The sequence below is a fragment of the Mycobacterium sp. 1423905.2 genome (assembly GCF_001673155.1).
GTDB lineage: Bacteria > Actinomycetota > Actinomycetes > Mycobacteriales > Mycobacteriaceae > Mycobacterium.
Map to the genome: position 1 here is coordinate 1 of NZ_LZLE01000047.1, position 20,786 is coordinate 20,786.

The window sequence follows — 20,786 nt, forward strand, 5'->3', positions numbered from 1 at the left end:
CCAGAAACGGCAAGGCATGCGCATCGACTTCATTCTGGCCTCACCGGCGCTGGCCGCCCGGGTGCTCGACGCGCGGATCGACCGGGAAGAACGCAAAGGCAAAGCCCCGAGTGATCACGCGCCGGTGGTAGTTGATGTGAAAATCGTGTGACTTCAGTTTTCGTCCCCTGTGCGTGGGTCGAGTGCGCCGATCGCCCAAGATTCTCGTTGTCCGCGCGTCGGTGAAGTGGCAGGCTTGCCCCAGAGATGCTGACAGACAGATCCGTTTCGCGCTGTTAACCATGGGTTCAATGGGTATACACCTAGCACCACCAAGGTTCTGAGCGAAGCGGTCGAGACCAGGGAGTCATCATGAGTGTCATCGGCGGAGCCGTCCGCAATGTCGGTCGAACGGTGAATCGCGCCGCGACGGCCACCACGGCAGCCGCGGGTGCTGTCGGTGGCGCTGCGGTCAACGGTGTGGTGGGGGGTGTCAAGGGTGCCGCGGACGGCATTCAGCGCGGCATCGGCACGGGCAGCAAATCCACTCCCGCAGCGGCATTGGCGATCGGTGCGATCGGCGCCGCCGGCCTGGTCGAGTGGCCGATCCTGCTGGCCGTCGGTGGCGGCGCCTTGTTGCTGCGACGCCTCAACCAAAACGCCGACGCTGCTGCGCCGGCGAAGGCAACGCTGAGTTCGGTGCCCGACGCCGAGCCCGAGAAGGCAGCGCCGCAGAAGGCGCCCAGGAAGGCAGCCAAGAAGACGACGGGCCGCCGAGCGGGCACAACCGAGCTGCGCAGCACCAAATAACGGGGAGCGATGCAACGCCCCTTGACCATTGCCACATCGTTAAGACGGTCGCTACAGGGCGGCTTAAACATCGCCGCCATCCCACTGCGCGAAGGCGTGCGGGCGCTGACCGCCGACCTCTCGGTAGAGACGTTCAGTCGTCATTGTTGGCGCGGCGCGAACCGGGCATGGATCGAGGTGCGCGGCCTCGACGGCCCCGACGGGTCCCGGCTCGGGGACCTTGTCGTCGAGGCGCTGAGCGGCCACCCCGGGGTTACGTCGGTCAACGTGAATCGGCCCCTGTCGCGGGTCGTGGTCCATCTCGACGATCGGGACACCTCCCTGCGTGACCTGTGCCGGGTGGTCGAAAGCACGGAAAAGCGTTGTCAGGCAAGGCAAGGAGCTACGCCGACCAGCCTGCCCGGCGACGGCGCGGTGCTCGCATCCAGGGCTGTGACGGTAGCCGCCAACGCGGCGGGATTGGGGATAGCGGTCACCGGCCGAGCGCTGAACTGGCCGCGATTGCCGATCAGCGTGCTCGCCGGAATGGCAGCGGTGGACTACCAGCCGCGGCTGCGCCGCCTACTCGAGGACAGCATCGGCGGGCCGGCGACCGATACGGTGCTCACGCTGGCGGTGGCCGCCGCCGAAACCCTCGCGCAAGCGCCGGCATCACTGTCGGTCGGTTTGGTCATGCAGTCTCTGAAAGCCGCGGAATCCCGGGCCGAGGCCCGCGCCTGGTACCGGCACGAACCCGAGTTGGCCCGGCACGCCGAAGCGCCGGCAGCGCCGTGGACCCGCACCCCGCCCGCCGCGCGCACCGTCGAACGCAACGCCGGCCGGTTCGGCCTGATTCAGGCGGTGAGCGCCGGTCTGGTCGGCCTCGGCACCCGCGACGTCAACGCCGCCGCCACTGCGGCACTGGTCGCCACCCCGAGGGCCACCCGGACAACGCCGGAAGCGTTCGCCGCGGCGCTGGGCCGGGACCTGGCCGACCGGCATGCCGTGCTGCCGTTGCGACCCGACGGCCTGCGCCGGCTGGACACGATCGATGCCATCGTCATCGATCCGCGGGTGTTGTGCACCGACAGCTTGCGGGTGGCCCGCATCCGCGGCGCCGACGAGGACGAGCTGTCGGCGGCTTGGAACCGCGCGCAACTGATGCTGGAAAAGAGCGGTTTAAGGCCGGGCTGGCATCCGGTACCGGGGATTTCGCCCACCGGACCGGACGCCGAAGTCCAAGCCCTTTTCCGGTACGCACACGACCCGTTGGCCTCGGCCGTGGTCGCCGAGGCACACCGCACCGGAGCGGATCTGGTGTCGGTCGACGTCGAATCCTTGGGTGAGCTACGGCCCGCTTTCGACGAGGTGCGGCCGGTGACCAACGACTCCGACCAGTCCGTCGACGACGCCCTGGCCCGCGCGGTGACCGACCTCAAACAGGCGGGGCGCACGGTCGCGGTGCTGTCCACCGTTGCAGCACAAGCTATTTCGACCGCTGACATCGCGCTCGGTGTGCTGCCGCACGGGGACTCCACCCCGCCGCCTTGGTACGCCGACCTGCTGCTGCCCGATCTTGCCGCCGCCTGGCGCGTCATGCTGGCCCTGCCCGCGGCCCGCGCCGCCCGCCGACGCGGCGTCGAAATATCCGGCGGCGCATCGGCTTTGGGCGCACTGCTGATGCTGCCAGGGGTGCGGGGGCTGGGCCCCGGACCCGTCACCACCGGCGCGGCGGCGGGAATGATGTCGGGCTATTCCCTGGCGCGAAAGGTCGTCGGTACGCCCCTCCCGCGGCCGGCGGCATTCCACGAGTGGCACGCGATGTCGGTGGAGCAAGTCCGCAACGTGCTGCCGTCGCCGCACGAACAGCAGGCCCTGGCGCCGCAGCGCGCGACGCTAGCCAGCCGGGCGTTGGCCGGCGGGGTGGGCACGGCCAAGCGGGGCGCGCAGCTCACCGCGCCGCCCATCCAAGCCGTGGGCAAACTGTTCGGCGCAGTGCGCGCGGAGTTGTCCGATCCGTTGACCCCCATGTTGGCCCTCGGTGCGACCGCCAGCGCGGTGCTGGGGTCACCCGTCGACGCGGTCATGGTCGGCTCGGTGCTGACCGGCAATTCCATCCTGGCGGCCACCCAGCGACTGCGGGCCGAGAGCCGACTCAATCGTCTTCTCGCACAGCAGATTCCGCCGGCGCGCAGGGTGGTGATCGGGCCGGACGGAGCGCGGCGGTATGAGGAGGTGGTCGCCGAGCAGCTGCAGCCCGGCGATGTCATCGAGGTGCGGACCCACGAGGTGGTACCCGCCGACGCCCGCGTCATGGAAGAGGTCGACGTCGAGGTCGACGAGTCGGCGCTGACCGGCGAATCGCTGTCGGTGACCAAGCAGGTCGAGGCCACGCCGGGTGCCGACCTGGCCGACCGGCGCTGCATGCTCTACGCCGGCACCACACTGGTCGCGGGCACCGCGGTGGCGGTGGTGACCGCGGTCGGCGCCGACACCCAGGAACGCCGCGCCGCCGATCTGGTGTCCGGCGACGTCTCCTCCGTCGGCCTGCAGCATCAACTGAGTCAGCTGACCAACCAGGCCTGGCCGGTCAGCATGACCGGCGGCGCACTGGTCACCGGGCTGGGGTTGTTGCGCCGCCAGGGGCTGCGTCAGGCGGTGGCGAGCGGTATCGCGGTCACGGTGGCCGCGGTGCCCGAAGGCATGCCGCTGGTGGCGACCCTGGCCCAGCAGGCCTCGGCGCGGCGCCTCAGCCAGTTCGGCGCCCTGGTGCGCGTGCCACGTTCGGTCGAGGCCCTCGGCCGGGTCGACATGGTCTGCTTCGACAAGACCGGGACGCTGAGCGAGAACCGCTTGCGGGTGGCGCAGGTGCAGCCCGCGCCGGGCCACTCGGCCGACGAGGTGCTGCGGTGCGCCGCGCACGCCGCCCCGCCGTCCAACGGCGGCCCGCAGATCCACGCCACCGACGTCGCGATCGTCGAAGCGGCCGAGGCCAACGGTTCCGGTCCTGGCGCAGGACCGGTGGCCCACTTACCGTTCCGCTCCGGCAGGTCGCTCTCGGCGTCGGTGACCGGCACCGAATTGACCGTCAAAGGCGCCCCGGAGGTGGTGCTGCCGGCCTGCGGCGACGACGGTTCCCGCACGGGTGACACGGTGCACGAATTGGCCGCCGGCGGACTGCGCGTCATCGCGGTGGCAAAGCGCCGGCTCGACGAGCAGCTGGTCCAGTCGGTGCGCGACGACCCCGACACCGTCGCGGACTTCTGCCACGACGGGTTGACGTTGGTCGGATTCCTCGGTCTGTCCGACACCCCGCGCGCCGCGGCGGCCGGTCTGCTCGCCGACCTGCGCGCCCACCAACTGGACGTGCGGCTGATCACCGGTGATCACCCGATCACCGCGGCGGCCATCGCCCGCGAGTTGGGCGTGCCGGTGGGCACCGACCAGATCATCAGCGGCGCCGAGTGGGACGCCCTGTCGCGCAAGGACCAGGAGAATGCGGTCGCCGAGCGGACGATCTTCGCGCGCATGACACCGGAGAACAAGGTGCAAATCGTCCAGACGCTAGAACGCAGTGGCCGCGTCTGCGCCATGGTCGGCGACGGCTCCAACGACGCTGCGGCGATCCGCGCCGCCACAGTCGGCATCGGGGTGGTGGCCCACGGTAGCGACCCGGCCCAGGTCGCCGCCGACGTGGTGCTGGTCGACGGGCGTATCGAATCGCTGCTGCCGTCGATCCTGGAAGGGCGCCAGCTCTGGCAGCGGGTGCAGGCGGCGGTGTCGGTGCTACTCGGCGGCAACGCCGGAGAAGTGGCCTTCGCGATCATCGGCAGCGCGGTCACCGGCGTCTCTCCGCTGAACACCCGCCAATTGCTGCTGGTCAACATGCTCACCGACGCGTTACCCGCGGCCGCGCTGGCGGTCAGCAAGCCCAGCGATCCGCGCAGTTCCGGTGCCCGCGGCCCGGACGAGCGGGCGCTGTGGCGGGCGGTCGGTATCCGGGGTGCGACGACGGCCGCGGCGGCCACGGCGGCTTGGACCATGGCCGGCGTCACCGGGTTGCCCCGACGCGCGTCGACCGTTGCGCTGGTGGCGCTGGTCTCGGCGCAGCTGGGTCAGACGCTGCTGGACTCGCGCGACTGGCTGGTGGTGTTCACCGCGGCCGGGTCGCTGGCCGCGATGGGCACCCTGATCAGCATTCCGCTGATCAGCCAGTTGCTCGGCTGTACGCCGATCGGGCCGGTCGGGTGGGCTCAGGCCCTGGGGTCGGCTGGCGCCGCGACCGTCGCGGTGGCGGTACTGAACCGCGTTCTGGAAAGTCGGGACCAAGCGAGTCGGCAACTACCTGAGTTGGGTACTCCCTCGGATCAGGCTTCACAATCTCCACCACCCCAGCGCGCCACAACAGCGCGTAGAGCTCCCTCAACGGCACGCTCAGCAAAGCGGCAAACGACGAAACTAGCGGGTCAGCCGGGGCGTCGGTCGTCGACATATTCCCGACGGTGACGGCTTCATCCGGCAGGACGGCAAACCCGACATTACTGAAAGGCAAACGATGGCCGAAAAGAAGAAGCGGCAGGCAACGTCCCAGCGTGAGGCGGTGGAGAAAATCCGCGCGGGGGAGACATTCGCGGTGAATCTACCGGTGGTGGGTCAGGTGAGCATTCCCCGGCCCGACCAACTTGCCTACTACGGCGGCCTGGCCGCCCTCGCCGTCTTCGAGCTCATCGACTGGCCGGTCGCCCTGGTCATCGCCGCCGGACACGTCATGGCCAGCAATCATCACAACAAATTGCTGGAAGAGTTCGGCGAGGCGATGGAGGAGGTGTAGCCCGCGGCGGCTAGCGCAGCGCCTTGTCGAACTGCAGCGTCACCCGGGTGCCGTCGGGACTGCGGATCGTGTCGACCTGATCGGCGAGCCGGCTGATGATTGTCAAACCCCGGCCCCGGCGCCGGCTGCGCAGGCTCGCCGACGAATCGCCCACCCAGCGACCCACATCGCTGACCGTGACCGTGACCGCGTCGACGGCGAGGAACGCCTCGACCGAGACGGTCTTGCCGGCATCACAGTGGCTGCCGTGTTCGATGGCGTTGGTCACCGCTTCGCCGGTCGCCAGCAGGATGTCCTGTTGGCGATCCGGCTGGACCCCTAGCGCGTCCAGCCAGCCGTGCAGTCGCTGACGATTGGTGGGGATGCTGGCGATCACCGCGGGCATCACCTCGACGAAGCTGCGCGGGCCGGCATGGCTGGGACGCAGCGCCAACACCACGACGTCGTCACGGAAACCTCCCGAGGGCCGCATCCGGTGCAGCAGCTCGTCGCAGACCGACTCGACCGGCAGGTCAGCGCATCCGACAGCGGCGGCCTGAAGCCGGGCAAAGCCCTGACCGAGGGTTTCTCCGGCACGTTCGATGAGCCCGTCGGTGTACAGCACCAGCAGGCCGCCCACTGGTAATCCGACCCGCGCCGTGGTCGGTTCTGGTGACGCGGGATTTGGGCCGCCCGCCCCGGAGGCCACCGGCCGACGCCGACCGGTCCTGAGGAAGACGGGCGGACCGTCGGCGGGCACCAGCAGCGGATAGGGATGTCCGGCGCAAATGTAGCTGAAGTCGGCGGTGCCGGCTTCCACCTCGAGCAGGCCGTAGGTGACCGTCGCGCCCCGGGCGCCCGGCACCGTCGCCGCGTAGGTGTCCAGGGCGTGCACGACCGCGTCGGGATCGGCTTCGGTCAGCGCCGTGGCGGCCACCCCGGCACGCAGCTTGCTCATCACGATCGCCGCGGGTAACCCGTGGCCCACCACATCACCGACCGAAACACCCAGCCGGCCCGAGCGATCCAGCGGAGCGACCAAATACCAGTCCCCGCCGACGCGCATCGCTTCGCCGGCGGGCTGATAGACCGCGGCGACCACCGCGGCCGTCGAGCGCCGGTCCAGGTCGAGCAGATGCTCCTGGAAGTCGACGGCGATGCGGTGTTCGCGGGCGGTGCTGCGGATGCGGTCCAGGGCCACTTCGGTCACGTCGGCGGCCCGGGCGAACCGGTCCAGCTCGGCGGTTTCGAAGCGCCGCGGCATCCCCCACAGCAGCGCCATGACCCCGATGACCTGACCTCGGCGACCGCGCAACGGGTGCATGACGAACGCGCGCACGTTCTCCGCCGCGTCGCGCACGGAATGGTGGTAGCGAGGCGGCAGAGCGAAAGTGTCGCCGGCGATCATCGGTTCGCCCTTGCTGATCACGTCCACGGCGGCCAGCGGGGCGCCCATCGTGGCGACGTAATAGCGGTCGCGCAACTCGGTAGGAAGGTCACCGCCGTATTCGAATCGGACGGTGACGCCGTCGTCGTCGAGCATCCCGATCGAGGCCGCATTGGCATCACAGATGCCCAACAGTGCCGCCAGAATCGCCTCCAGGCTGTCGCTGCCCTGCAACTTGCCGTCAAGGTCGGCGGCCAGGCGAAATTCGGCTTCCCGCAGCTGCTGGCCGGCGCGCTCGCGCTCCGCCGCGGACAGTCTCGCCGAGAGCCGGTCGACGAGCTCCTGGGACCGGAACGGCTTGGGCAGGTAGTCGTCGGCCCCGCCGGCATAGCCTTCGCTGACGGCCTCGGTGCCGGCGCGCGCGGACAGCATCACGATTGGGGTGGCGGCCAATTCGGGGTCGGCCCGGATGGCCGTGACGAAGTCGAACCCGTCCAGCCGGGGCATCATCACATCGGTGACGATCGCGTCCGGACGCAGGTCGCGGGCGGCGTTCAGGGCGGTCTCCCCGTCCCCCACCAGGACGGTGTCCCAATGCCGCGACAGCACCAGCTCGAGGTGGGCCCGCATGTCGGCGTTGTCGTCGGCCACCAGAACCAGCTGACGACTTCTCGTCGCCGGTGGCTGCGAACGCCCGAGCGGCGGGGACACCCATTGGTTGGCCTCGACCAGGTAGGGGTTGTCCAGCAGGTTCGCCACGGAGTGATCGACCGGTACGCCGTCGCGCGACTTGGGCAGCCGGATCGATACCACCGTGCCGACGTCGAGTTCGCTGGTGATCTCGACGGTGCCGTGCTGCAACTCGACGAGCCCGCGCACCAGCGACAGCCCGATGCCGGTGCCTTCCACACTGCGCCCGCGGGCGTTGTCGGCGCGGTAGAAGCGTTCGAAGAGCCGGTCGAGGTCCTGCTCGGCGATGCCGACGCCGGTGTCGCGGACCCTGACCAGGCAGTTGGCCGGGTCGGCGCTGACATGGACCGAAATGGTGCCCCGCAGTGTGTATTTCACCGCGTTCGACAACAGGTTGAGCATGATCGTTTCCCACATCGCCGGGTCGACGTCGGCGAGCACGGATTGGCAATCCAGGGTGAGCTCCAGCCCGGCGCGCTGGCACAGCTCGGTGAACGACGACGCGATGTGGGCGGTGAGCCCGCCGACATCGATACACCGCAGCTTCGGTGCCGCACGACCGGCCTCGATGCGGGAGAAGTCCAGCAGCGAGTCGACCAAGCGCAGCAGCCGCCCCGCGTTGCGCCGAGCTGCACCGAGGCGGTGGGCGAGCACGTCGTCCACCCCTTCCTCGGCCAGGGCGTCGTCGAGGGGTCCCATCAGCAAAGTCAGCGGAGTGCGGAATTCGTGGCTGACATTGGTCAGGAACGCGGTCTTGGCCCGGTCCAGTTCGGCCAATGCGTCGGCGCGTGCCCGCTGTTGGGCGTAAGAGACCGCGGCCGCCAACGCCGAGGAGAGCTGGTCGGCCAGCAGTTGGCAGAAGCCCGCGTACTGATCGTCCAGCGCGCACAGCGGATTCACGCCCAGCACCAGAGCGCCGGTGGTGTCGGCCTCCCCCAGCGGCAACACCAGTGCCTGCTCCGGGCAACCGGCGCCCAGCACCGCGTCGATGCCCGGCAGCACCGCAGTCAGGTCGTCGATGGTCTGCAGCTCGGCGCGGGAGCGCGCGGTGGCGTCCCAATCGATCAGCTCGGTCAACGTCGACGGCAGCAGCGCCCGCAGCGACGGCGTGGCCCCGCGCAAGGTGAGGTCGGTGGATCCGGCGGCGCCGACATAGACGGCGATGAACGGTGTGTCAGCGGGCTGCTCGGTGCAGACCCCGACGGCGGCGTGCACCGCCGCGTCGATGGTCTGGGTTTCCATGACCGCGGCCGCCACCGCGTTCAGGACGTGCAGCCGCCGTTCGCTGAGCACGCGTTCGGTGGTTTCGAACGAGGGACAGAAGATCCCGTAGATCTCGCCGCGGTCATCGATCAGCGTGCTGTAGGTGAAGGTGAAATACCGTTCGCGGCGCTTGCCGGCGGTCATCATCGGCAGCATCAGGTCACGCGACCACGTCGCGGTGCCGGTGGCGACCACGCTGGACAGCATCGGGCTGATCGGTTCCCAGATGTCCCACCACACTTGTGAACCCGCCTGCCCGAGCGCGGTGGGGTGTTTTTCCCCCAAAATCGGGATGTAGGCGTCGTTGTAGACGACGAACAAGTCCGTTGCACCCAACCACAACACGATGGGGAATCGGGACGTCAGCACCACCGCCACGGCCGACCGGATTTCCGCCGGCCACTGGTCCGGCCCGCCCAATGGGTGGCTGGCCCAGTCGTATTCGGCGAACCGGCGCCCCATCTCACCGCCCAGAGCGACCGCGGGTGCCAGGTCGTCGGGCAGCGCATACCCGCTCATAAAGGTCGCTCGGCATCCCCGGGGCGTTTATTGCGCTTGAGCGCATCGTCGATGGTGGGATAGATGTCGAAGGTGCCGTTGAGTTCCGTCACTTCGATGGGCTGCAGTACTTGGCCGTGGTCGGCGACCAATCGCACGGACGTGCCGGCGGCCACGCCGCCCTCGTGACAGTCGAGGACGGCGTTGAGCCCGGCGCTGCCGAAGAAGGTCACCGGTTTGAGGTCGATGATGAGCATTCGCGCCGGATGGGTTTCAGCCAGGCGTAGCGCTGCGGTGAGATGCGAGATGAGCTCGTCTACCGTGGAAGAGTCGACGTCGCCTTTGACATGTACGAACACTGCGTCGTCGCGGGCGACATGCTCAACCGCCAGCAGTTCCATCCGTTCACCCGCCTCGAGGGCCCGAGCATTATGCGGCGGCGGTCTGCTGCGGTGCCCGAACCGCGGCGTGCGCCGGCCAAAGTCGCACTGAGCCTAACCCGCCAGGCTTCGCTGTGGTCAGGAGTCGCGATGGGAATCGTTGGGAATACGCTCGTGCGCCGTCAACAGCAGATGGTCGAACTGGCTTTGCACGGCCGCCGACGGTGCGGTCATGGTCATGACGTCGTCGAGCAGTTGCCTGGCCAGGGCGCGCACTTTGGTGTTGGTCTCCTGGGAGCGCCACTGCAGCACCCGGAACGCCTGCTCAGCACTCACCCGGTAGACGTACATCAGCACGCCCTTGGCCTGCTCGATCGCCGCGCGGTTTTCGAACAAGTCGGGCAGCGCCTCGTCGAGCACCTCCTGCCGCGTCTCGAACCGCGTTTCGTCGAAGGTGTCGGTGAGGTCGATGTAATGGCCTGCGGTGCCCAGCACCGTTCCAGACTCGTCGACCATGCGGTCGGCCACCACGATCGCGTCGTGCACGTTGCCCGCGGTGTCGATGAATCGGTGCCGGCTGGAGAACGGTTCACCGGATCGCAAGGCGTAGTCGAGCAAGTCTTGAACGTGCGCGCGGTCGTCCGGATGTTTGTGCGAGAGCAGCAGTTTGGTGGTCGGTACCACCGTTCCCGGCTGGTAACCGTGCATGCGGGCGACCTCGTCGGACCACTCCCAGCGCTGGCCGACGAACCAGAAGCGGAAGCTGCCCACGTTCAGGTAAGTGCCGGCCCCGGTGGGCATCGCGGCGACGAACCGATCCCGCTGCCGGTCGGCCACCGGTGTGCTTTTTTGGGCGGACTGCTGCACGTTTGCATCATCGCACTTGGCCGGTGCGGGGGCCAGCACCTTGGTATCCCTGCACGCCGGGGTCATGCTGCGCTAGCGTGGACCAGGTCCGACTAATCAACCACGCGGGAGCGCACGCCCAGTGCGCTGAGAGGACGGCTGGGGCCGTCGACCGTACGAACCTGACCGGGTAATGCCGGCGTAGGGAGATGACATGACCGTAACCATTGAACCGTCGGTGACCACCGGGCCCATCGCCGGCAGTCACAAGGTGTACCGCGAGGTGAACGGCATGCAGGTGCCGTTTCGCCGGGTGGACCTGTCCACCGGCGAACACTTCGACCTGTACGACACCTCCGGGCCGTACACCGACGACAATGCCGTGATCGACCTGGCCGCGGGCCTGCCGCCGCGGCCCGGCGTGGTCCGCGACCGTGGCACCCAGCTGCAGCGGGCCCGCGCCGGCGAGATCACCGCGGAGATGGCATTCATCGCCGCTCGGGAAGGGTTGCCCGCCGAGTTGGTGCGCGACGAGGTGGCCCGGGGCCGTGCGGTGATCCCGGCCAACTTCAACCACCCGGAGAGCGAGCCGATGATCATCGGCAAGGCGTTCGCGGTCAAGGTCAACGCGAACATCGGCAACTCCGCGGTGACGTCGTCGATCGCCGAAGAGGTGGACAAGATGGTGTGGGCCACCCGCTGGGGTGCCGACACCATCATGGACCTGTCCACCGGCAAGAACATCCACGAGACCCGCGAGTGGATCCTGCGCAACTCGCCGGTGCCGGTCGGCACCGTGCCGATCTACCAGGCGCTGGAGAAGGTCAAGGGTGATCCCACCGAGTTGACCTGGGAGCTGTACCGCGACACCGTGATCGAGCAGTGCGAGCAGGGTGTGGACTACATGACCGTGCACGCCGGGGTGCTGCTGCGGTATGTGCCGCTGACCGCCAAGCGCGTCACCGGCATCGTGTCGCGCGGTGGCTCGATCATGGCGGCCTGGTGCCTGGCGCATCACCGAGAGTCGTTCCTCTACACCAACTTCGAGGAACTGTGCGACATCCTGGCCAGCTATGACGTCACCTTCTCCCTCGGGGACGGGCTGCGTCCCGGCTCCATCGCCGACGCCAACGACGCCGCGCAGTTCGCCGAGCTGCGCACCTTGGGAGAGTTGACCAAGATCGCCAAAGCCCATGGCGCCCAGGTCATGATCGAAGGCCCTGGGCACGTGCCGATGCACAAGATCGTCGAGAACGTGCGCCTGGAAGAGGAGTTGTGCGAGGAGGCGCCCTTTTACACGCTGGGCCCGCTGGCCACCGACATCGCCCCGGCGTACGACCACATCACCTCGGCGATCGGCGCGGCGATCATCGCCCAGGCCGGCACCGCGATGCTGTGCTACGTGACGCCCAAGGAGCACCTGGGCCTGCCGGACCGCAAGGACGTCAAGGACGGTGTGATCGCCTACAAGATCGCCGCGCACGCCGGTGATCTCGCCAAGGGTCATCCGCACGCGCAAGACCGCGACAACGCCTTGTCCCAGGCGCGGTTCGAGTTCCGCTGGAACGACCAGTTCGCGCTGTCGCTGGATCCTGACACCGCGCGGGAATACCACGACGAGACATTGCCGGCCGAACCCGCCAAGACGGCGCACTTCTGCTCGATGTGCGGACCGAAGTTCTGCTCGATGCGCATCACCCAGGACGTCCGCGACTATGCCGCCAAACACGGCTTGGAGACCGAAGAGGACGTCGAGGCCATGCTCGCCAGCGGGATGGCCGAGAAGTCACGGGAATTCGCCGACCACGGCAACCGGGTGTATCTGCCAATCGCCCAGCAGTGACCGCAAGCGCGGCGCAGCCGGGCGCAGCGGGTCACTGCTCATCGAACCCAGCAGTGACCGCAAGCGCGGCGCAGCCGGGCGCAGCGGGTCACTGCGCGACCAACCCAGCAGTGACCGCAAGCGCGGCGCAGCCGGGCGCAGCGGGTCACTGCGCGACCAACCCAGCAGTGATCGCAAGCGCGGCGCAGCCGGGCGCAGCGCCGGGCGCTTATCTGCCGCTGCCGTCACCAGGAACGACCCCGCTGCGCGTGCTGACCATAGCGGGATCGGATTCCGGTGGCGGCGCGGGCATTCAGGCCGACATGCGCACCATCGCCATGCTGGGCGGGCACGCTTGCGTGGCCGTCACCGCGGTCACGGTGCAGAACAGCTTGGGCGTGCGGACCTTTCACGAGGTTCCGAACGACATCGTGGCCGGACAGATCGACGCGGTGGTCACCGACATCGGGATTCAGGCCGCCAAGACCGGGATGTTGGCGTCCTCAGCCATCATCACCACGGTGGCGCAGACCTGGCAACGGCTGGGACTGACGGTGCCGCTCGTCGTCGACCCGGTGTGCGCCTCGATGCATGGCGATCCACTGTTGGCCCGAGACGCGCTGAATTCCCTACGGACAGAGCTCTTTCCATTGGCCACGCTGGTGACCCCGAACCTCGACGAGGTGCGACTGCTCGTCGACATCGACGTGGTGGACGGCGAATCGCAGCGGGCCGCGGCCAAGGCGCTGCACGCGCTGGGCCCGGGCTGGGTGCTGGTCAAAGGCGGGCACCTGCGCTCCTCCGACCGCAGCAGCGACCTGCTGTACGGACCCGCTGAGGGTGCCGACTTCCACGAGTTCGACGCTCCCCGGGTCTCCACCACGAATGACCACGGCGGCGGGGACACCCTGGCCGCGGCGGTGGCATGTGCCCTGGCGCACGGGTATTCCGTTCCGGACGCGGTCGGCTTCGGGAAGCACTGGGTCACCGAATGCCTGCGGGCGGCTTACCCACTGGGCGGCGGCCACGGCCCCGTCTCGGCTCTGTTTCGGCTGACATGAGTCCGCGCCCGTGACGATGCATAGCCCAGCGACGGGAGGCAGCGGCGCCATGGATCTGTCGTCGATCGACGGTGTCGCACACCAACCCGAGGGCTCCCCGGCCGGCGTGGTGGTACTGACCCACGGCGCTGGCGGCAACCGGGATTCGCCTCTTCTGCAACGGCTTTGCGAAGAGTGGTCGGGGCTGGGCTGGCTGGCGATCAGATACAACCTGCCGTACCGTCGGCGCCGCCCCAAGGGTCCGCCGTCGGGATCGGCAGCCGCGGACCGGGAGGGAATCGCGGCAGCGATCGAACTGTGCGCCAACCTGGTCAGCGGGCCGGTGATCGCCGGCGGGCACTCCTACGGTGGCCGGCAGACCTCGATGGTGGTCGCCGCCGGACCGGCCCGTGTGGACGTCCTGACACTGTTCTCGTATCCGGTGCATCCGCCCGGTAAGCCGGAGCGCGTCCGCACCGAACACCTGCCGGACATCACCGTGCCGACGGTTTTTACGCACGGCACGTCGGACCCCTTCGGCACCCCGGCGGAGTTGCGCGCTGCCGCGGCATTGATCCCCGCGCTGACCGAGGTCGTCGAAATCGCAGGCGCCCGGCACGATTTGAGGTCGAAGACACTCGACGTGGCCGCGCTGTCGGTCGCGGCGGCACTTCGGCTCTCGCGTACCGCGCGGCGCTAGTTCGCGCCGGTGCAACCAGCTGGTAGCAGCAGCAGCGCCGGCCACAAGACGGTGGCCTCGCCCAGTGCGGCGATGTCCGCACCGGCCGGCAGCACTTTGTTCCAATAGGTCTCCCGCTCCTGCAATGTGCCGGCATGCAGGAATGCCCACGTGACGCCGATAATGAAGTAAGGCACCGCCAGCCAGGTGGCCAGCTCGAGAACCGCCCCTACCGATACCGGACGCTGCAGCGTGGATCTGAGCCGTTGCAACCCGCGCATGACTGTCGCTTACAGCAGCGGCTTGCGACGCCTGATTCGACGCCGCACGTCGGCCAACAGGAGGTGGCTACCTCCTTGCCGAAGGAAGGGAGGAATGAAGCGGTTGACGAATGCGACGAGCAAGAACAAACGTTCAAAACGCCACTGCTTGCCGCTGCTCCATGACACACCCATCGCGTCCCGAAAGACCGGCGCCAGGAAGCCGGTGGTGAGGAACTTCAGCAGCGGCCTAAACGGCACGCCCAGTACCGGATTGACCATCTTGAGGTTGATCAGGTCCAGCAGATAACCGCGCACCACGTCGTCGACCAGCACCCGCCCGCAAGCCGCATTCCAATACTCGTCGAACGCGGCGCGCGTCGGCGGCCACTGTTCGGCGGGGACTTGCAACGTCGTTCCCAACGTCCACGCCGACCGATAGAACTGTTCTGCTTGTTGCGGGGACATCGGCCCGCGCAACAGCTGATAGGTGTCCTCCAGCCCGACGAACAGACAGGCGGCCACCCACATCTGCAGGTCGCGGTCAAACGCGTTGTAGGGCACCGGGCTCGACGAGGTCGACCGAACCTGGCGATGCGCCGTGTCCACCGCGGCGCGAAAGGCGCTGCGGTCATGGTCCGTGCCGAACACCGCGACGGCCAAATACTGGAAGGTGGTCCGAGCCCGTTTCCACGGATGCTTGAGCAGATTGCCCGAGTCGACTTTCGATTCGACGACGCCGTAGCCCACCTCGGGCCAGGACAACTGCATGACGACGTTCGCCGCACCGGCGGCGAAGGCCCAGAAATCCATGGCCTCGGTCACCGCGACGGGCCCGTCGCCCCAGCGGGCGGTGCGGCGGCCGATGCTGATTCGCGTCTGGCTGATGGTCAAGGGGGCGGCGGCCGACGCCGTCGCACGCGGTGTGGACATTGGCGTTCCCGAGCGATGTGTGGTGCGTGCGCTTGCACGGGACTGATCCCGCGTTTCGAGCCTCTCACACGCTTGACCGCGCACGCAACGATAAGTTAATGATTATTCTTCAGCGTGGTGATGGTTCAACTCAACGTAGAACCGGTTCGAGGCGGATGAAGTGAGTAATCATTCGGATGTTCGATATGCCGGGCTGGTCGGGAGCCGAAACGCTAGCGTGAACACCGTGACCGGTGCCCGCAACGAGTCGTCCAGTCCGATACGCCGGCGTCCCAAGGACCGTAAAGCACAAATCGCCCGGGCATCCACCGATGCGTTCAGCGCGCAGGGTTATCACGCGGTGAGCATGGAAGACATCGCCTCCCGGGTCGGGATCTCGCCGGCGGCGTTGTACCGGCACTCACCGAGCAAGTACAACCTCTTTCGCGATGCGGTCCTGACGCTGGGCCAGCGGCTCGTCGACGCCACGGCATTCGCCGACGACGCCACCGGCACCGATCCCGCCGAGCTACTGACCCGGTTGATCGGTGCGCTGGTCGACACCACCATCGCCAACCGCACCGCCGGCGGTCTGTACCGCTGGGAGGGCCGTTACCTGCGCGGCGCCGACCAGACTGCGCTCAAAGAGCAACTCAAACTCACCAACAGCCGGCTGCAACGACCCCTGGCAGCGCTGCGGCCCAGGCTGCAACCGCCACAACTATGGACGTTGTCGGCGGCGGCGCTCAGCGTTATCGGCAGCATCACCGACCATTCGTTGCCGATGGCCGTCAACGAGATTCGCAGTGGTGTTGCCGAGATGGCCGCCGATGTGCTGGCCGCAGAAGTCTCGCTCAACAAGGGTCGCGCGTCCGCACCGGCTGCGCGTCCGGTCGTCACCGCGGCCGCCGGCGTCTACGAATTCGTGCTCGCCGAATCCATGCGACTGTTCTACGAGCGCGGTTTTCGCGATACCAGCATGGACGACATCGCGGCGGCGGTGGGCATGCAACCCTCCGGGCTCTATCGTTACTTCCCCGGCAAGGTCGACATCCTGGCCGCGGCGTATCGCCGTGCGGCCGACCGTTGTTCGGCCGATGTGGCCAAAGTCGTCGCTCGAACGGCCGACCCGGAGCGGGCGCTGGCCGCGCTGGTCGAGGTGTACGTCGCCCGATCCTTCGCGCGACCGGAGATCGCCTACGTCTATTACACCGAGCGGCACAATCTGCCCGCCGACGAGCTTTCCATGCTCGACACCATCCAGCAGTCCACCGCCGAGGCGTGGGCCCGGCTGGTGACGGCGGTGCGCCCAGAGTTGAGCGCGGCGCGGGCCCGCTACGCCGTCCACGGCGCCTACGCGCTGATCGTCGACTCGGGCCGCCTGGTCCGGCGCCACGACACCGCCCAGGCACGGTCAACAGCGCGTCGCCTCACCGAGATCACCCTGCTGGGCCGGCCGGCCAAGAGGAGGTGAGGCGGGTGATCACCAAATTGCGTCTACTGCTCAACTACCAGATGACAGTCGCGGAGTGGATCGGACTCGGCGTGCTCTTCGGCGCTCCCTACCTCGTCGTGGGCCTGATCTGGTCTGCATCGCACACCGATCATCTGCGCGGCATGCAGGGCGCCGACCTGGTCGTGTCGTTCCTGGGTTCGATCGTCTCCTGGCCGGTGCTGCTGTTCTCCAACGTCTGCATGACGTAGCCGGCCCGGCTACCACCTGTGGAGAATATCTATTAACATATGTGAGTAGCTGGGGGGCTTTCTCGGGTTCGACCAGGTCTGCAGAAAGATGACTGAAGGAACCGATCATGTTGGACAAGGCTCGCCGGATGCTCAGTTACCCGGTGAGCATCGGCCAGTTGATTGTCATCGGATTAGCGCTCGGGACACCATACTTGCTCGTCGGAGCTATCTGGTCGACCACACACACCGATCACCTGCACCGGATGTATGGGATCGACCTGGCCGTGTCGTTCCTCGGCTCGATCGTCTCCTGGCCGGTGCTGGTGTTCTCCGACGTCTGCATGACCTAGTCGCCGGGCCGTAATGAACGTTCACTTCCTCGACGATATGGAGAAGCCGTGAGTCGTCGTCAGATCTATCTCGGCGTAGCCGGCCTGGTGCTTCTGGTCATCGGTGTGGCCGGCCTGTGGTTCCCCGTGTACTTGAATCAATTCGACGTGTATGGGGTCAAAGTCAGCTGCGGCAACGGCTTTTCGTCCACCGTTCCGCCGAATGCGCTCGCTGACGGCGGCAATCCCGCGGCGCGATGCGGTACCGCCCTACTCATTCGCCGGGCCTGGACCATCCCGACGGTCATCCTGGGCTGGCTACTCGTCACCCGGTTCGTGGTGGCGTGGGTGCACACCGGTCAACGCGCCCCGGAGGAAGCTTCACCCGCCTAGCGCTACGACGGGTAGCGCGAATAGCAGCCGCCCATGTCCCCCGCCACGCCACCGCGGAAGGCGGCGATCCGGGTGAACCCGGCCGGCACACTGACACCGTCGGCGTCACTGGCCACCATGTGGTTGGTGAGCAGCCCGGACACGGCTTCGTCGAGGTCGCCGGCGGTGAGGACTAGCTGGTTGCCGGAAGCCAATTCAATGGGCTCGGCCATCTTGCGATGCGCGACGCCGGTCAGGCACGCCGTCCGCAACGCGGTCCACGGGCTCTGCATCGGCAGTCCGCGCTCGTGCTGTGCCGCCAGCGCGTACCGCGACATCACCACCGACAGGGCGGTGTCATCACCCTGGGGCAGACTGTGTTGCTTGGTTCCGGCGACCTTGCCCATCGCGGCCAGTGCGGGCAGATCCACCACGATGGTGTTGGTCGACGGGCAGTAGGACGCCGGCGGGCTCGCCTTGGCATCCGAACAGCTCGCGGCCTGAAACGACAGCGACGGCGGATTCTTCAGTGCGAAGATCTTGCCCATCAGCTCCATCAGCGTCTTCAAGGTGTCCTGATTGATTTGCACCTCACCGGTTTCCGTGGTGCCGGTGGTGTCGACGCGCAACGTCGTCGGCAGATCGCCGCGGCGTCGCTCGATTTCGGACCTGTTGATCGCCGCGCACGCCGACGTGCCGGTGATGAAGCCCATTTGGAAGGCGCTCACCCGGTCCAACGCCGACCCGTGTTCGTCGTCGTTCTGGGTGTCGGCGTCCATGACCGGGTCGCGGGTGGTGATGATTCCGGCGAGGACGTGGTCCAGGCCGTCCGCGGTGCTCAAGGTGAAGCGCGGCGACTTACCTTCGGCCACGTGGTAGAGGTAAACCCCGGCGAAGCAATCGGCTTGCTGCTCGCGGACGATGGTGGGGTCTCTGCGAGTGACCAGTTTAGCCATCGACTGCAATGCATGCCCGAACTCGTGGGCGAGCACGCCGTTGACCGACATGTCGCCGAAGTACTTCTGCGCGACGGCCATGAAAACAGTGCGGTCCCAAGCGATCATGTTGCAGCGGGAGGTGAAGAAGGCGTTGACGAGCTGGTAGGTGTCGTTGTGGCAGACGATAGGACTGTTGGGATCGTCGGAGTCGTAGGACACCAGCTTCTCGACCGGCTTGAACGTCCCTTTCAGGGGGTCGTGATAGTTGGCTTTCCAGAATTCCTGGATGTCGTTGATCGAGAGCAACGACAACTTGTCGATGGGGCCGTTGTTGGTGTTGATCACCGTGCCGGTGGGCGCGGGGCCGTTGGGCCGAGCGCCGCTGGGCCCGTTGTCCGCCGGCAACCCGCCCACCCGGAACGGGTCGTTGAGAATAGACAGCGCGTGGCCGTTGACCACGGTGCTGCAGCCCGCCACCACCAGGATTGCGGCCAAGCAGGCCATAGCGGCCCGCGCTGAAGCGATCACTTTGCGCGAGCGCCTAGTCATAGGTGAACCCCGTCCCCGGTCGGTGCCGTCAAAGGAACCTCATTCTAGAACGCTTGGTTTGCTGTCAACCCACAAATGCGTGGCTAAGACGGCCGTATCCGGTGGCGTTTGCCGTGCGGTGTGACGCCGTTGACGCCGGTGACCGACTCCGCGTAGTACCCCGCGGCGAATGCCACGCCTGCACCCATGACGGCTAACGCCTCCCGATTGACGTTGTCCACGGTGTCGCCGGCTCCCTGGTAGTTCGGATCGAACGGCGCCCCGGCCTGGCCGCCCCAAAGTCGCGCCTGCACCGTGGATTTCGTCTGCGAAGCCCCGGTGTTCATCCCGCCGACCGGCACACCGGCGACCAGGAACGGGTGGTAGTCGGTGCGGGTGTTCAGCGGCATGTCAGCGGGCCGCTTGCCGGCCAGGTTCAGATATCCGGCCAGGGTGCGCTCCAGCGCTGCCGAGCCTTCCGGGACGTCTGCCGACGCCACCCCCGGTCCGGGCGGTCCGGACTGATCACCGTCATCGGTGAAGTAGCCGGCGTTCGGGGAGCCGAGCATATCGAAGTTCAGGTACAGCGCGATGTTGTTGAGTTGTTCGTTGTTCAATCCGAACAGGTAGTCGGTGGCACCGTTGATGCCGTTCTCTTCGGCTCCCCAGAACACGAATCGCACCGCGTTGGTCACCGGTGCCAACGGGCCCAACTGCAGCGCGGTCTCCAACACGGCGGCCGTCCCGGACCCGCCGTTGTTGATTCCCGGTCCCTCTCGCGGGCTGTCCAGATGCGTGCCGACCATCACCACTTCATTTGCTGCCCCGGTTCTGGTCTGTGCCAGCACGTTTCGCGAGGTGATGTCGACCGCTTCGGAGTCCAGCACCAGGCGCACCGAGGCACCGACACGGTCCAATGCGGACGCGCCGTTGGCTCCGATCACTGCCACGGGCACGCTGAGCTGTTTGTAGTAGCCGCGGTTGAACAGTCCGGGCGGCGCCCCCTGACCGCTGGACTGGTTGATCACGATGAGGGCCGCCGCTCCCCGGGCGACCGCGCTGTTGTGTTTGTCGACCACCGAACAGCGGGTGTCGTCGACCACCGCGACTGCCCCCTTGGGTACCACCGCCGGGTAATCACCGGCCGCGCAGCCGGCCGCTTGACTCGGCCGTACCACCGGGCCAGTCAGTCCCCCCGGTGGTGTCCGAACCAGCAGCGAAGCTTGGTCGACGGCATAGCTGCGGCCGGCGACCGTCACGGTGGGCTTGCCTTGCGAGAGCGTGACCAGTCGCTCGAACTGCGGCGTTGATACATCAAACCCTTTGTCCCGCAACTGCTTGGCGACATAATCCACGCTCGCGTCATAGCCCGGCGTGCCCGCGGCGCGGTTTCCGCCATGTGCGGCGGCGATCGCCTGCAGTGCCCGCAGATGGGTGAACATCGCATCGGCGGTCACCTTGCCGGCCAGCGCCCGTCCCAGATCCGGTGCCGCACCCGGCGGTGCGGCATGGTGCGTTGTCGTACAGCCCACCAGGAAGGCGGCCAGCAACACAGCGCCGAGTCGCGTGCGCACGCCT

General features: G+C 67.6%; 17 protein-coding genes, 2 pseudogenes and 1 riboswitch. Of the genes and pseudogenes, 11 read left to right on the plus strand and 8 right to left on the minus strand.

Features of this window, described 5'->3' with window-relative positions; translation table 11 throughout:
• The 3 genes and pseudogenes from A9W95_RS25900 to A9W95_RS27625 all read left to right on the plus strand — a co-directional run.
• Positions 1-151: pseudogene (locus A9W95_RS25900) on the plus strand (exodeoxyribonuclease III); the annotation flags it as partial.
• Positions 152-351: 200 nt separating this feature from the next.
• Positions 352-789, plus strand: coding sequence for a hypothetical protein (locus A9W95_RS03015; protein WP_067409158.1), 438 nt, complete (start codon positions 352-354; stop codon positions 787-789).
• Positions 790-2,853: 2,064 nt separating this feature from the next.
• Positions 2,854-5,010 (plus strand): annotated as a pseudogene (locus A9W95_RS27625) (cation-translocating P-type ATPase); the annotation flags it as partial.
• Here A9W95_RS27625 and A9W95_RS27630 read toward each other — a convergent pair.
• Positions 4,976-5,260, minus strand: coding sequence for an Rv1535 domain-containing protein (locus A9W95_RS27630; RefSeq protein WP_253851542.1), 285 nt, complete (start codon positions 5,258-5,260; stop codon positions 4,976-4,978). The pseudogene A9W95_RS27625 and the gene A9W95_RS27630 sit on opposite strands and share 35 nt — an antisense overlap.
• A gap of 63 nt (positions 5,261-5,323) precedes the next feature.
• On the opposite strand from A9W95_RS27630, the gene A9W95_RS03025 reads away from it, so the two are divergent.
• Positions 5,324-5,599, plus strand: coding sequence for a hypothetical protein (locus A9W95_RS03025; RefSeq protein WP_067409160.1), 276 nt, complete (start codon positions 5,324-5,326; stop codon positions 5,597-5,599).
• A 10-nt stretch (positions 5,600-5,609) separates the two neighbouring features.
• Here the strand turns inward: A9W95_RS03025 and A9W95_RS03030 are convergent, their stop codons facing one another.
• The 3 genes from A9W95_RS03030 to A9W95_RS03040 all read right to left on the minus strand — a co-directional run bounded on the left by A9W95_RS03030 (position 5,610) and on the right by A9W95_RS03040 (position 10,597).
• Complete coding sequence (locus A9W95_RS03030) at positions 5,610-9,437, minus strand: SpoIIE family protein phosphatase (RefSeq protein WP_067409161.1); 3,828 nt, start codon at positions 9,435-9,437, stop codon at positions 5,610-5,612.
• Entirely contained in the window at positions 9,434-9,817 is a 384-nt protein-coding gene (locus tag A9W95_RS03035; protein WP_067409162.1) for an STAS domain-containing protein, read from the minus strand. Before A9W95_RS03035 ends, A9W95_RS03030 begins: the two co-directional genes overlap by 4 nt.
• A gap of 117 nt (positions 9,818-9,934) precedes the next feature.
• Positions 9,935-10,597, minus strand: coding sequence for a PAS and ANTAR domain-containing protein (locus A9W95_RS03040; protein ID WP_067409184.1), 663 nt, complete (start codon positions 10,595-10,597; stop codon positions 9,935-9,937).
• Positions 10,598-10,757: 160 nt separating this feature from the next.
• A riboswitch (TPP riboswitch) is annotated at positions 10,758-10,867 on the plus strand.
• Between A9W95_RS03040 and thiC the strand changes: the two genes are divergently transcribed.
• The 3 genes from thiC to A9W95_RS03055 all read left to right on the plus strand — a co-directional run bounded on the left by thiC (position 10,857) and on the right by A9W95_RS03055 (position 14,204).
• Positions 10,857-12,485, plus strand: coding sequence for a phosphomethylpyrimidine synthase ThiC (gene thiC, locus A9W95_RS03045; protein WP_067409163.1), 1,629 nt, complete (start codon positions 10,857-10,859; stop codon positions 12,483-12,485). Its footprint overlaps the riboswitch before it by 11 nt.
• 170 nt (positions 12,486-12,655) lie before the next feature.
• Positions 12,656-13,525, plus strand: a complete 870-nt coding sequence (gene thiD, locus A9W95_RS03050; RefSeq protein ID WP_067409185.1) for a bifunctional hydroxymethylpyrimidine kinase/phosphomethylpyrimidine kinase — start codon at positions 12,656-12,658, stop codon at positions 13,523-13,525.
• Between the two features lie 49 nt (positions 13,526-13,574).
• A complete protein-coding gene (locus tag A9W95_RS03055) occupies positions 13,575-14,204 on the plus strand; it encodes an alpha/beta family hydrolase (protein WP_067409164.1) in 630 nt (209 codons plus the stop codon).
• On the opposite strand, the gene A9W95_RS03060 is transcribed toward A9W95_RS03055, so the two are convergent.
• Together A9W95_RS03060 and A9W95_RS03065 are read right to left on the minus strand one after the other, a co-directional pair.
• On the minus strand, positions 14,201-14,464 hold the full coding sequence (locus A9W95_RS03060) for a hypothetical protein (protein WP_067409165.1): 264 nt from the start codon (positions 14,462-14,464) through the stop codon (positions 14,201-14,203). The two genes, A9W95_RS03055 and A9W95_RS03060, sit on opposite strands and share 4 nt — an antisense overlap.
• A gap of 9 nt (positions 14,465-14,473) precedes the next feature.
• Positions 14,474-15,376, minus strand: a complete 903-nt coding sequence (locus tag A9W95_RS03065; RefSeq protein ID WP_172826539.1) for an oxygenase MpaB family protein — start codon at positions 15,374-15,376, stop codon at positions 14,474-14,476.
• A 259-nt stretch (positions 15,377-15,635) separates the two neighbouring features.
• On the opposite strand from A9W95_RS03065, the gene A9W95_RS03070 reads away from it, so the two are divergent.
• The 4 genes from A9W95_RS03070 to A9W95_RS03085 all read left to right on the plus strand — a co-directional run bounded on the left by A9W95_RS03070 (position 15,636) and on the right by A9W95_RS03085 (position 17,763).
• Positions 15,636-16,829 (plus strand): TetR/AcrR family transcriptional regulator, encoded by a 1,194-nt coding sequence (locus A9W95_RS03070; RefSeq protein WP_067409187.1) that lies wholly within the window; start codon positions 15,636-15,638, stop codon positions 16,827-16,829.
• A 41-nt stretch (positions 16,830-16,870) separates the two neighbouring features.
• The gene (locus A9W95_RS03075) at positions 16,871-17,059 is read left to right on the plus strand and encodes a hypothetical protein (protein ID WP_371328017.1); all 189 of its coding nucleotides are present in this window, start codon (positions 16,871-16,873) and stop codon (positions 17,057-17,059) included.
• A gap of 107 nt (positions 17,060-17,166) precedes the next feature.
• Complete coding sequence (locus tag A9W95_RS03080) at positions 17,167-17,391, plus strand: hypothetical protein (RefSeq protein WP_067409167.1); 225 nt, start codon at positions 17,167-17,169, stop codon at positions 17,389-17,391.
• Between the two features lie 48 nt (positions 17,392-17,439).
• Positions 17,440-17,763 carry a hypothetical protein gene (locus A9W95_RS03085; protein WP_067409168.1) on the plus strand — a complete coding sequence of 108 codons (324 nt, stop codon included), beginning with the start codon at positions 17,440-17,442 and terminating at the stop codon, positions 17,761-17,763.
• 2 nt (positions 17,764-17,765) lie between these two features.
• Here A9W95_RS03085 and A9W95_RS03090 read toward each other — a convergent pair whose 3' ends face one another.
• Both A9W95_RS03090 and A9W95_RS03095 read right to left on the minus strand, forming a co-directional pair.
• On the minus strand, positions 17,766-19,229 hold the full coding sequence (locus A9W95_RS03090; RefSeq protein ID WP_067409169.1) for a peptidase: 1,464 nt from the start codon (positions 19,227-19,229) through the stop codon (positions 17,766-17,768).
• A gap of 83 nt (positions 19,230-19,312) precedes the next feature.
• Positions 19,313-20,782, minus strand: coding sequence for a M28 family peptidase (locus A9W95_RS03095; RefSeq protein WP_067409188.1), 1,470 nt, complete (start codon positions 20,780-20,782; stop codon positions 19,313-19,315).
• Positions 20,783-20,786 lie beyond the last annotated feature (4 nt).

Excerpts from the sequence above, each read along its gene's own strand:
- A9W95_RS03065 (WP_172826539.1), bottom strand. The coding sequence starts at position 15,376 with ATGTCCACACCGCGTGCGACGGCGTCGGCCGCCGCCCCCTTGACCATC.
- A9W95_RS03060 (WP_067409165.1), bottom strand. The coding sequence starts at position 14,464 with ATGCGCGGGTTGCAACGGCTCAGATCCACGCTGCAGCGTCCGGTATCG.
- A9W95_RS03015 (WP_067409158.1), top strand. The coding sequence starts at position 352 with ATGAGTGTCATCGGCGGAGCCGTCCGCAATGTCGGTCGAACGGTGAAT.
- A9W95_RS03025 (WP_067409160.1), top strand. The coding sequence starts at position 5,324 with ATGGCCGAAAAGAAGAAGCGGCAGGCAACGTCCCAGCGTGAGGCGGTG.
- A9W95_RS03030 (WP_067409161.1), bottom strand. The coding sequence starts at position 9,437 with ATGAGCGGGTATGCGCTGCCCGACGACCTGGCACCCGCGGTCGCTCTG.
- A9W95_RS03090 (WP_067409169.1), bottom strand. The coding sequence starts at position 19,229 with ATGACTAGGCGCTCGCGCAAAGTGATCGCTTCAGCGCGGGCCGCTATG.
- A9W95_RS27630 (WP_253851542.1), bottom strand. The coding sequence starts at position 5,260 with ATGTCGACGACCGACGCCCCGGCTGACCCGCTAGTTTCGTCGTTTGCC.
- A9W95_RS03075 (WP_371328017.1), top strand. The coding sequence starts at position 16,871 with ATGACAGTCGCGGAGTGGATCGGACTCGGCGTGCTCTTCGGCGCTCCC.
- A9W95_RS03035 (WP_067409162.1), bottom strand. The coding sequence starts at position 9,817 with ATGGAACTGCTGGCGGTTGAGCATGTCGCCCGCGACGACGCAGTGTTC.
- A9W95_RS03080 (WP_067409167.1), top strand. The coding sequence starts at position 17,167 with ATGTTGGACAAGGCTCGCCGGATGCTCAGTTACCCGGTGAGCATCGGC.
- A9W95_RS03055 (WP_067409164.1), top strand. The coding sequence starts at position 13,575 with ATGGATCTGTCGTCGATCGACGGTGTCGCACACCAACCCGAGGGCTCC.
- thiC (WP_067409163.1), top strand. The coding sequence starts at position 10,857 with ATGACCGTAACCATTGAACCGTCGGTGACCACCGGGCCCATCGCCGGC.
- A9W95_RS03040 (WP_067409184.1), bottom strand. The coding sequence starts at position 10,597 with ATGCCCACCGGGGCCGGCACTTACCTGAACGTGGGCAGCTTCCGCTTC.